The 12,269-nt window shown below is 42.8% G+C and carries 9 protein-coding genes; 3 read left to right on the forward strand and 6 right to left on the reverse strand.

The annotated features are described in order from the left end of the window. Positions 1-137 precede the first annotated feature (137 nt). Together ACN222_RS12530 and ACN222_RS12535 are read left to right on the forward strand one after the other, a co-directional pair. On the forward strand, positions 138-359 hold the full coding sequence (locus ACN222_RS12530; RefSeq protein ID WP_010996660.1) for a hypothetical protein: 222 nt from the start codon (positions 138-140) through the stop codon (positions 357-359). Between the two features lie 57 nt (positions 360-416). Next, on the forward strand, positions 417-1,583 hold the full coding sequence (locus ACN222_RS12535; RefSeq protein ID WP_010996661.1) for a cysteine desulfurase family protein: 1,167 nt from the start codon (positions 417-419) through the stop codon (positions 1,581-1,583). A 32-nt stretch (positions 1,584-1,615) separates the two neighbouring features. Here ACN222_RS12535 and ACN222_RS12540 read toward each other — a convergent pair whose 3' ends face one another. The 5 genes from ACN222_RS12540 to ACN222_RS12560 form a co-directional block, all read right to left on the reverse strand. Next, complete coding sequence (locus ACN222_RS12540) at positions 1,616-2,587, reverse strand: cyanophycinase (protein WP_010996662.1); 972 nt, start codon at positions 2,585-2,587, stop codon at positions 1,616-1,618. Positions 2,588-2,751: 164 nt separating this feature from the next. After that, complete coding sequence (locus tag ACN222_RS12545) at positions 2,752-3,939, reverse strand: glycosyltransferase family 4 protein (protein WP_010996663.1); 1,188 nt, start codon at positions 3,937-3,939, stop codon at positions 2,752-2,754. 710 nt (positions 3,940-4,649) lie between these two features. Beyond that, the gene (lepA, locus tag ACN222_RS12550; protein ID WP_010996664.1) at positions 4,650-6,461 is read right to left on the reverse strand and encodes a translation elongation factor 4; all 1,812 of its coding nucleotides are present in this window, start codon (positions 6,459-6,461) and stop codon (positions 4,650-4,652) included. A gap of 210 nt (positions 6,462-6,671) precedes the next feature. Further along, complete coding sequence (locus tag ACN222_RS12555; protein ID WP_010996665.1) at positions 6,672-9,563, reverse strand: glycerol-3-phosphate acyltransferase; 2,892 nt, start codon at positions 9,561-9,563, stop codon at positions 6,672-6,674. Positions 9,564-9,850: 287 nt separating this feature from the next. After that, positions 9,851-9,967, reverse strand: a complete 117-nt coding sequence (locus ACN222_RS12560) for an RNA polymerase subunit sigma (protein ID WP_162470531.1) — start codon at positions 9,965-9,967, stop codon at positions 9,851-9,853. A 368-nt stretch (positions 9,968-10,335) separates the two neighbouring features. Between ACN222_RS12560 and ACN222_RS12565 the strand changes: the two genes are divergently transcribed. Beyond that, entirely contained in the window at positions 10,336-11,286 is a 951-nt protein-coding gene (locus ACN222_RS12565; RefSeq protein WP_010996666.1) for an SGNH/GDSL hydrolase family protein, read from the forward strand. A 45-nt stretch (positions 11,287-11,331) separates the two neighbouring features. Here ACN222_RS12565 and ACN222_RS12570 read toward each other — a convergent pair whose 3' ends face one another. Beyond that, positions 11,332-11,946, reverse strand: a complete 615-nt coding sequence (locus tag ACN222_RS12570) for a hypothetical protein (protein ID WP_010996667.1) — start codon at positions 11,944-11,946, stop codon at positions 11,332-11,334. Positions 11,947-12,269 lie beyond the last annotated feature (323 nt).

Consider the following 12,269-nt stretch of genomic DNA (forward strand, 5'->3'; position numbering starts at 1 on the left):
ACAATAAATAGATATAGTGTTTCTTGATTTAGTTAGTACACCTCGTTGAGTTTAAGAGCTAGAGACTAGGGTTAGAGGCTTGTGGTGTCTGAAATTTATGTAATTAGGAAGTGCTTAAGTTGTTTGTTTGCTGAAATATGGTTCAATTTATCCCAGCAAAAAATATCGGACTTGGTTATCTGCAAGAAAGATTTGGTCTGCGATTATCAGCAGATGAAGTTTTTTTCAAGGAATGGTTTGATTCATTACCAGAAATCACCGATTTAGAAAAGCAATATTTAGACAGAGTTAAAACCAATTTCCTAAATTTAGTACAAAGACCAGCAATTCTAGAGAATGCTTTTAAAACGAAAAAATGAACTATATGAAGTCCTGGCAATATTAAAAAAATTAAGTCAAATATTAAGTTAATACCTATGTCTAATCGTCCTATATATCTTGACTGCCACGCTACCACACCTCTAGATGAACAAGTATTAGCAGTAATGCTTCCCTACTTTACAGAAAAATTTGGCAACCCGGCTAGTATCGGTCATATTTACGGTTGGGAAGCAGAAGCGGCTGTGAAACAAGCACGGGAAATTTTAGCAGCAGAAATTAACGCTAGTCCAGAAGAAATTATCTTTACTAGTGGGGCTACAGAAGCGAATAATTTAGCAATTAAAGGTGTAGCTGAGGCTTATTTTCAAAAAGGTCAGCATATTATCACTGTTGCAACGGAACATCATGCTGTAATTGACCCTTGTGAATATTTAAAAACACTTGGTTTTGAGATAACTATTTTGTCAGTCCAAGCAGATGGATTAATTGATTTAGCCCAATTAGAAAAAGCTTTGCGTCCTGAGACAATTTTAGTATCGGTGATGGCGGCTAATAACGAAATTGGTGTGTTGCAACCTTTGGCAGAAATTGGGGAGATGTGCCGCACTCACAATATAATTTTTCACACAGATGCAGCCCAAGCTATTGGCAAAATTCCTCTGGATGTGCAAGCGATGAACATCGATTTGATGTCTCTGACAGCCCACAAAGTTTACGGGCCTAAGGGTATTGGTGCATTATACGTCCGCAGGCGCAATCCCAGAGTCCAACTCGCACCCCAGCAGCATGGCGGCGGACATGAACGGGGGATGCGTTCTGGGACGTTGTACACACCGCAAATTGTCGGTTTTGCCAAAGCTGTAGAAATCGCCCTCGCAGAACAGACAACAGAAAATCAACGCCTCACTCAGTTAAGGGATAGATTGTGGTCACAACTTGCACAACTGGAAGGAATACACCTCAACGGACATCCCACCCAGAGACTAGCCGGAAACTTGAATATCAGCATTGAAGGTGTTGACGGCGCTGCACTCCAGTTGGGTTTACAGCCTGTTGTGGCTGTGTCTTCCGGTTCCGCTTGTTCCTCCACCAAAACTGCGCCCTCCCACGTCCTCACAGCCTTAGGAAGCCCAGAAAAGCTAGCCTATGCTTCAATTCGCTTTGGTATTGGACGCTTTAATACAGCAGAAGAAATTGATATAGTAGCGAAACACGCGATCGCTACTATTCAAAGTTTACGCAAACAAGCAACTTTGGTATAGACAACAATTTATTCCCAACCGTCAACCGTCAATTAATAAGGGTCTGAATCGAACCTCCCCCGTTTCACACTCCTGAAGTAATAACCCCTGGCTGGTGGGTTATTCAAGTCAAAAGTTTCGCCACAGGGGACGCGCCAAATTTTGTAGTCGGAATATGTCAGTGGTGTTCGGGGTTTGCATATTTCTGGGGGATGGTCGCCTAAGACGAAATAGGCGGCATTTCTCCCCAAGACTTTTGCCTTACCATATTTATCTACAACAACTGATGTCTCCTCACTAATGGCTATCCCTAAGGCACTTCTAGACACACCATCTTGAATTTGTCGGGCAATAAAAGCCATTATCCGTCCCATGCGCTTACGACTATCAAAGTGGGTGTCGATAATGGTTCCTCGCAAATGTGACCATTGGAAGAAGTTGTAGGTAAAGGTAATATTCTGGTAAGGGTCTTCAAGTGCGTCTTTGGTTTCGATGGGGTCTTCACAAGCACAAGCGTCGTAGATGAAATCACTCATAATCATCGCTCCGGCACTAGTGCCGCCAACGGCTCCGCCTCTGCGGTAAACTGATGCTACAGCTTTCTCTAACTTGGTGTTTTTCCAGCTACGAATATATTGGCATTGGTCACCGCCTGCAAAGAAAACTACACCAGCATTGAGGACTTTCTGGACAATATCATCTCTGTTAGCATCTTGGCGATTGCTGATAACCAGCGTCTGCACGGAGTTTACACCGGACATTCGATAAATCAGGTGATTGTAGTCATTCCCGCCGTAAGCGCGGAGAACAACAACGTTAACCTTAGCGGTTCCCCTGACTTGGTGAATCATCCACTGAATAGCCGCTTCCACATCCGGGCCGCCCCCACCTAAGTTAAGGACAGGGCCAGCTAGGGCAGGAAGAACCTCGACAGTGTTGCCCTGAAACAAGAGTTTCAGGTATGCTGTAAGACGGGATATAAAATTCTTCCAGCACTTTGCTATATTTGGGAATGCCCTTGTCATACGAACCTTTTGGAGCAAACTGCAACTATTGCTTAATTTCGCACTCCAAAGGCTAAAATTCCCAGCGTACAGGGCTTGTACTGTTTGTTAGCGCTGGATAACGCCAAGTAATTATTGATTCCCTGAGTTCGTCTGCGAAAACCCCAGCTTATCTTTACATTTTGTTACCATTCAACTTGCGATCGCTCTTTCACCACTCGTTGATAAACAGCTTCGGTTTGTTGGGCTAATTTTGGCCAGCTAAAGCGATGTTCTAAATCCTTATAGGCGTTATCAATCAGCCATTGACTATAACCCGGATTTTTCAAAACTTCTAGAATTCCCCAAGCCAAAGAATCGTGGTTATTCACCCAAGTTACGATACCTGTTCGGGTATGTTGCACTACCTCAGGGAAGCCGCCTGTATCGGATACCACTACGGGAACCCGCGAGGCGAAGCTTTCTAAAGCTACAATCCCAAAGGGTTCATAAAGGCTGGGAAATACTGCACAATCAGCCACAGTTTGGAATTTGTCCAAATATTCATCGGAAAGAAAACCAGTAAAGTAACATTTGTGCCAAATTCCTAAATCCCAAGCCTGGCGTTTGAGATTATCAGTATTACCACCACCAACAATCACAAATTTCACGTAGCCGCCCATCTCCGATAGAACTTTGGGAGCTGCATTGAGCAAATTTGATACACCTTTTTCATAGGTCATGCGACCAACGTAGTAGACAATCTTCTCATGGTCTTCGGCAAATTGACGACGAAAATCTTGAGCATGAAAATCTTCGTGGTGCTGTTTCTTTTCTGGTCGGATACCGTTATAAATCACATCGATTTTATCCCAGGGACTTTCTAAGGTGCGCTCTACTTCTTGGCGCATATAGTTGGTACAGACGATAATTCGCCAGGCGTTGTAGGCGAGTAAGTTTTCTTTAGTGTGGATATAGCGTTGGGTTTCGTTGTGAATACCGTTGTAGCGTCCGTATTCTGTGGCGTGGATGGTAGCAATCAGGGGAATTTTAAAGTTATGCTTGAGAGCGATCGCTGCATCTCCTACTAGCCAATCATGAGCATGGATTAAATCAAAGGGCCCTTCCTCAGCAATTAACTTCCCACCATGATGTCCCATGCTTTGGTTCAGATTGACCACCCAGTGAAAAAAGTCATGACTATAAGAAACTGGTACTCGATGTACGTGTATTCCCTCCACGACTTCGTACATCGATGCTTGACCGACTTCTACCGTAATTAGATGGATTTCATGCCCTAGCTTTACCAGTTCAGGGTATAGTTCCGCTACATGACGAGCAATACCGCCAACTATTCTCGGTGGAAATTCCCAACTTAGTACCAATATCTTCATTGACTAGACTCCCCAATGCTTTCAGCAATTAAAAATTAAGAAAACTCCTAATGGTCAGCATTTTGGCTTTTGTGACCTTGGAACGTAAAAGAACGTTAGCTGATAAATATCTAAAAATATGAGATTGACACTTACACAGAATTTGGTTACTAAAATTTTCGGATTTTTTTACATTTTTTGCGGTTTTGGTGAGAAAAAGTTATGCGGGCTTTGATGAAGGTCTTTAGATTAGCCGATTAAAGCCAAACTAAAATGAAGTCTCTTACCCCCCACCAGTAGATGGAGTGTAAAATCTAAGATATAAAATTAGAAAAGCTTATAGTATACATTTTTCCACTAATAACTATCAAAAGGAACAATTTTGAATTTTGATGGAGTCTAATTAGATATATTTTTACGTGTATTTACGTACACCAAAAATTAGTTTTTACAATATCTAGATTTGAATCTTGATGATATCCTATCAGCGCAGGCATATCATTAGTTATTAGCTGAAGTTAATACTAGTTATGGTTGTTTAAAAGTGAAGTGACAAAAAATACAAAAATGTAGAAGGTACATTCTGCCCTTCTACATTCTTGGTTAGCATGATTGTGATTAAATGCGCTGCATAATTTTCCGATGGTTCACCTAATGCAGATACGCAAGATGAGATGTCAAGCCTAGTTAGCTGGAAAGATTGCCAAGCTAGGAACACTAAGCTATTATCTCTAACTTTGATCTAAACGCAATACAGCCATAAAAGCTTCCTGGGGTACATCGACTGTACCGACGGATTTCATCCGCTTTTTACCTTTTGCTTGTTTCTGCAAGAGTTTCTTCTTCCGGCTGATGTCACCGCCATAACACTTGGCGAGTACATCTTTACGCAAGGCGGGAATATGTTCGCTGGCGATGACTTTGCTACCAATAGACGCTTGAATGGGGACTTTAAATTGATGGCGGGGAATTAATTCCTTGAGTTTTTCCGCCATTGAACGTCCCATACCATAGGCTTTATCTCGGTGAACAATCATCGCCAAGGAATCCACAGGATCACCATTAATCATGATGTCCAACTTCACCAAGGGGTTCTCGCGGTAGCCGATGAGGTGATATTCCATACTGGCATAACCACGCGATCGCGATTTCATTTGGTCGAAAAAGTCGGTAACAACTTCTGCCAAAGGAATTTCGTAGGTGAGGGTGGTACGTCCTTGGGTGAGATATTTCATATCTTTGAAGATACCCCGGCGATTTTGCGACAACTCCATCAAAGTGCCGACATAGGTTTCCGGTGTAATCATTTCCACCTTCACGTATGGTTCCTCAATCCTTTCGCGATCGTTGGGGGCTGGTAAATGGCTAGGATTATCTATATACAGTTCTTCGCCTTTGGTGGTGATGACTTTATACACCACCGAGGGGGCTGTAATAATTAAATCTAGGTCATACTCTCTTTCCAAGCGTTCCTGGACGATTTCCATGTGCAGCAAACCCAAGAACCCACAACGGAACCCAAAACCCATCGCGCTAGAGGTTTCTGGTTCATATTGCAGCGCAGCATCATTGAGCCTCAACTTCTCTAAGGCTTCCCGCAAATCTTCAAATTGGTCAGCATCGATGGGGAACATTCCACAAAAAACCATTGGGTTGGCTTCTGTGTATCCCGGTAAAGCTTCTGTTGCTTTGGCGTTGCATAAGGTGATAGTGTCACCCACTCGCGCATCAGCTACTGCTTTAATTGCTGCACCGAAATAACCCACCTCCCCAGCGTGCAGTTCATTGACTGGTTTTTGGGTGGGAGAAAGAACGCCTAATTCATCGATTTCGTATTCTTTCTCGGAAGCCATGAGATAGACGCGATCGCCTTTTTTCACTGTTCCATCCATTACCCGGAAGTATACAATGACACCGCGATATATGTCATAGTAACTATCGAAGATTAATGCTCGTAAGCGCTGATCAACTGTATTGGGTGGTGGTGGTACACGCTCAACAACGGCTTCGAGAATTTCATTAATACCGATTCCTTCTTTAGCCGAAGCGAGAATTGCCCCACTGCAATCTAGACCAATAATTTCTTCAATTTCGCCGACTACCCGGTCTGGTTCTGCCCCTGGTAAGTCGATTTTGTTCAGAACTGGGATAATTTCTAGATTATGTTCGAGAGCTAAATATACGTTTGCCAGAGTTTGCGCCTCAACCCCTTGAGATGCGTCTACCACTAACAAAGCTCCCTCACACGCTGCCAAACTGCGGGAAACTTCATAGGAAAAGTCCACATGGCCAGGCGTATCAATTAAATTCAGTACATACTGCTGCCCATCTTTGGCTTGATAATTCATCCGGGCAGCTTGCAGCTTAATTGTAATGCCGCGCTCCCGTTCCAAATCCATGTTGTCGAGAAACTGTTCCTTCATTTGCCGCTCGTCAACAGTGCCAGTGGCTTGCAGTAAGCGATCGGCCAGGGTAGATTTCCCATGATCGATGTGAGCAATAATACAAAAATTGCGAATGCGAACTGCGGGAACGTCAGTCATATACTAATCTGTGCTGAAGCAGCAACCAAGGTTAAAAGAGCATTTTACTTCATGTATTTTAATGCTTTATTAGCCAACGCGCATTAAGAAGGCAAAAGGTGGAACAATTCAAAATTCAAAATTCAAAATTCAAAATACCCTACGGGAAGCTAAAGCTACAAAATTCAAAATTAGGAATCAATGACTTACCCACCACTCCCTACACTCTAATCATTCTGGTCGTAAATCGTTGGATAGTTCCACAATCCCCCTAGACCCGTCGATTCTGACTCGTTGACCATCTTGCAGAATCCAGGTTGCGCCTTTAACATCCATCACCGCAGGTATACCGTATTCTCGCGCGACGATCGCCCCGTGGGAAAGTCTACCACCGGCTTCAGCAACTAATCCTCCTGCCCTAACTAACAAAGGGGCCCAGCCGGAATCTGTATAGGGTACTACCAGTATTGTATCTTTGTCGATGTCTGGTAAGTTCTGTAAGTTTCGCACCACTTTGATTCTGCCTTCGGCTTGTCCATGACTGGCGGCAATACCTTGTAATATTTGGTCAGAGTAAATATCTGTGGTTTCTGAAGGATGAGGGGGTATATTGCCGTATACTACCAGGGGGACTTGTTCAATTTGACTATCTTGGTGAAATTGCGATCGCCTAAATTTGATCAGTTCGTTTAAGCTAACTCTTAACTCATCATTGGTATCTGCTAATAAATTTCGTAATTCATCCAACTCTAAAAAGAAGATATCGCCTGCTTCCTTCAGTACCCCCGATTTCAGCAGAATTTTTTCTAAAGCTACAAATCTCCACCGTAATTCGGCTAATAGCCGGGAATAAAGCTCGGTGACTCGTCCTTTAATATCTACTCGTCGTTGTACAGTCCCGCGTTTGCGTTTCGGTGCAACAACTTTCCTCGCTTCTAATTCGGCTTTTTCTGGCTCGCTGAGTTGAATTAACTGGACAAATAACTGTTTGATGGGTTGGGGGTCTTCTTTCCAAGTGGGGACGGCAATATTTGTGCCGACATCACTCAAATAACCGTAATCTTCCAATAGTTCGTTAAATTCATACAGAATCTTTTCTCCCCCTGGGACTTGCGCCAATTTATCGAAGACTTGCTCAGGTTCACACTCTGGTAATACCTGTTTGGCATCTACAGCTAAAGCTCTGAGTGAGCGTAAAGCGGCTACTTCTGGGGTGACACTATTATCAATTTGCTCATCTTTCACCCGGAAAACTCCCTGTCTGATGGCGGCACTCAGGGGAGCTAAAATGCTGTAGTAAGTGCCACGGCGCATCAATTCTAGGTTGAAATCAATCCCGGCTAGCAGTTCCTCTATCTCTTGTTCCTCTAGGGACGCATTGGCTAATTGAGATAACCCCGGAATAAATACCTTTTGGTAATCTTGTTTAAAGTCTTTTTCTAAATTGAGTTCCTGTTTCAGTAACTTGAGTAATCCCGGCAGATTTTGTAAGGTTGACTGCAACGGTGGTTTACTGATTTTTGCACCTCTTGTTAAAAACTCTAAACTTTCTGGCGGTAATCCCATCCTGAGGAAAATTTCTCCCAGGAGAGAGGCATTAAAATAAGCTCTAGAATAGTGCAGGGTTGCCGTTTCTGTAAAATCTAATCCTGTAGAGCGATCGCCTAATACTATCGTAAAAATATCACCCCAAACCCCACAAGTTAAGGGACGATTAATCGACCAAGTTAAGGGATGCACCACACCGGGAATCACTTCCGCCGCGATTTTCCTTGTCCAGATGGGTAATAAGGTCGTGATTGGTCTTGCTTGCAATAACCACAGGGTTTGTCCGTCGTAACTCCACTCAATGTCTTGCGGTACTCCCAAGTAACGCTTTTCTAGCCGACGAGCTAAGTAAGCCACTTGTTTAATTAATGCCTGCGGTACTCTTCCTGTGCCTTCTAGTTTTACCGAGGACAAATTATCAGCCTCCAGCACAAAAGCCCGATATTGCTCTGGTGTGACTTTGCCAGAAACAACTTGAGTCGGGCTACCGGGTAAAGCTTCGATAATCACCGCATCACCTTGCTGGGTAATAGGATCACGGCTAAAAGCTACCCCAGAATAGGCACTTTGGACTTGTTGTTGAATCAGAACTGACATGGCTGTGTCGGGTAGACCGCGATCGCGCCGATACTGCACAGCAGGTGGATAATTATATGATTCTCTGACTTCTGTAATAGCTTGTTGTAGTTGCTGATAACTGGCAACTTGTAAAACTGTTAAATATTGCCCAGCCGCCGAAGCCTGTTCTGAGTCTTCCCCAATGGCGGAAGAACGGACGACCAGGGGTGATAATTCGGAAGGTTGGAGAAACTCTAATAATTTTTCTGGATCATCTCCAGGAGTGAGTACCCAACCCTTGGGTACTTGATAACCCCAGCGCTTAATTTGAGATAAAGTAGCGGCTTTCTGTCCCACGATCGCCGGATCTAACTCATCATCTAAACTGAGGATGATATCGTTGCCTTGTAAATATTCAAATACGCCTTGTGACTCTGAATCTACCTCTTGGGAAGACAAATCCAAGTCGTCAGGAATTTTTTTATAAATCCACCATAACAATCCTGCGAGTGCTACAGCACTAATAATCTTAGGAAAATCTTCGGCGTGGAGAAGCACCACAAATAAAGGAAACACAAATAAGACTCCGTACTTTACCACATTTCTCGACTGCAACAGGGTGAAGCTGATAATTGCCAACAGACTCACAAAGATTGTGAGCAGGGGATCATGTACTAATAGTCCCCAAACGACGTTGGTTGTCCCCGCCCCTCTGCCCATAAAGTACCTGCCGAGTACCAAAGCTATCAAGGAAAGCAATTCCCAAAATGACCCCTCAGGGAAAAAAGCACGAGCAAGATAAATTGCGGCGACTCCTTTGAGGGCTTCGGATACAACCGCTAAAATCCCTGCAATGGTGCCACCGTGGTAAAAAGCTGCGGAGACACTGACATTTTTTGTACCTATGTGAGCTAAACGTCTCTTCTTGAGCGCGTAAGTAATCCAAGCAATTACAGGTAACGCGCCCAAGAAGGGACAGACAATTAATATAACTAAGGCACCCCAAAGTTCTCTCATTTATGAATTTTTGATTTGAGATTAATCTTGCACTTAAAACCTCAAATCTTCAATATCTAAAGTTTTTCTACAATTTTGGCTGCTGATTCTGGGGATGTTGTTAGTCGCTTGACGAAGACACATGATGGAAATCTATGAGGACTCACGCAATGAAAACTTGTGAGGGTTCAGGGGTATGAGGATATGAGGGTTTAATAGATTTGATTCTTACCCTATACCCCTAATGGGTATGTTTTCATGTGTAAGCCCTCACTGTATTTCTGTTGTCCCTCTAAGCTATTACACGCTCAGTTGAGTGCGTAAGCTGCTTGTAACGCCCAAATAATCAAACCAGCGATCGCTCCCAACAGTAATACTGTAGAGACGGTGACTACCTTAGGGGAGTCGGCCCCTTCAAATTTCATAATTCCGCGATTTAAGTCGGACATAACTTTGTAATCCTCCTTTTTGACTGGGCTAATTTACCCGTTTTGATTTTAGTCTTTCTATTCGCTGATCAGGCGAAATTACTAATAATATTTTGTTTAAGCTTTGCAACATTTCCATCACCAATTTTACTTACTCCTCCAGACTATTTGTTCAGTTTTATACGAAAAAATCAGGCTTAAGGAATAGAGAATAGGTGATGAGGAATTGAGCAAAAGTCTATGTTCGCTAAATTTGAGAGGAAATATTCAATCAAATGAGGGTAATCTTTTATTGGGAAAAAATCAGTATAATCATTTACTTTAAATTTAGTTGTTTTCCGCGTTTAAGGAAAGGTTGGTGATAAATGAAATTAGTATTAACAATGATTTCGCTCATAACCATAGGATTGCTGGCGCTGGAGATAGGGTTGCGATCGCTCTTTGGTTTTGGTAATCCTTTGGTTTACATCGGGGATCAGCACATTGGTTACTTGTTGGCTCCTAACCAGCGTACCCGTCGCTTTGGTAATCGCATAGAAATCAATGAATATTCTATGCGTAGTAAGGCGATCGCCAAGATACCTGCACCCGCCACACTGCGAGTTCTACTGTTGGGGGATTCGATTATTAACGGTGGTTGGTGGACAGATCAAACGAATACAATCTCTAATTTGATGACAACTTCCCTTAGTTCATCAACTCATGACAATTATCGACAAGTGGAGGTACTGAATGCTTCGGCTAATTCCTGGGGGCCGAGAAACGAGCTAGCTTACTTGCAACGTTATGGTAACTTTCATGCCCAAATAATCGTATTAGTACTGAATACTGATGATTTATTTGCCACTGCACCGACATCTTTACCAGTAGGACGTGATCGCAACTATCCAGACAAAAAACCACCCCTAGCATTAATAGAAGTATGGCAGCGTTACATCCAAAAACCCCAGTCAATCCCAGAATTAGTTGCATTGCAGAAAGAAGGGGGCGATCGTGTAGGGATTAATCTAGATGCGATTGGTAAAATTCAAGCATTCGCTCATGAAAACAATAGCCAATTTCTGCTAGTGATGACTCCCTTATTACGAGAATTGGGCGAACCAGGCCCCCGTGATTACGAAATCACAGCACGTCAACGCCTGAAGGACTTTACTCAGTCTCAGGAGATGGCATATATAGACTTTTTACCAATATTCAACGCCACAAATAACTTCAAAGCCTTATACAGAGACCATATTCATCTCAGCTTACAAGGAAATCAGCTAGTCAGTAAAGAAATTGAGCAAGCGATCGCTTCTTTTACTCATACAAAATAGGACGCTTATTTGATTTTAGCCATACATACTCTACACCATTCTGAATTACCCATTACTTTCCCGAATCCAGAGTGCCAAACCGCCACCACGTCCACGGGCGGCAATAAAATCTTGTGTCACTATAAAGAAAGCAAAGAATGCTTGTTTAGCGATGGATTGGCTGTAAAAATCTTCGTAATTAACTTTCCCTGAACGAATATTTTGTTGGTAAATTTTTCGACCAAATACATTAATATACATTTGGGTAAAGTCAAAAGCTAAAAGATTTTTCTTGCCTAAATATTTAGCTGGGCCTGTAAGTCTTAATAATAATGACCCCAATTGCACCTGGTTGCCAACTTCCCCTCTGTTAACATCTTCTGTTGAACCGGAACTAAAAGATATATAAATTTTGGTAAATTGCGGTACATACCAACCCTTTCCTAAAATTATTCCCCCGCGTTTTTGAGCTTTTTTCGTCCCTGTTGCAAAACACAATCGCCATTGTCCAACTAAACTATCAAAATCATAAGTCAGGTGTTGTTTCTTGGCTGATTTTTCCGCTTGTAATAAAGCATTTACTATGACTTCTGGCTGGGGACGATTTTTGTTTTGTTCACGATACGCCGCCGCCGCTTCCCATAAGATGTTAACAAAGTTGTCTGTAGTGGTAGATGTCAAGTCGCTTCGCTCCAATTCAAAATTCGTCTTGAAAAGTTTCCTACGGCGGGAAACCCGCCTACAGAACTTTTCGCAAAATTCAAAATAATTATAGTAAATCTTAAGTAGGGTGTGTTACGGCTATGAAAGAATTTGGGACTTAGAGACAAGAAAATTTAGCCGTAATGCACCGCCTCACGGATGGTGCGTTAGGCGCAAGGATAGTTATTTCGTGACCAATTATCTGGAAAATCAGCGCCTAACACAACGCCAGTTGCTACAACGGAGAAAACCTCCGCAACGCATTGGCTCCCCTACAATAATTTTATTTTTGCTTTATAGAT

Origin of the sequence: Anabaena sp. FACHB-595 (assembly GCF_048568275.1) — a bacterium.
In the GTDB taxonomy this organism is placed as follows: domain Bacteria; phylum Cyanobacteriota; class Cyanobacteriia; order Cyanobacteriales; family Nostocaceae; genus Trichormus.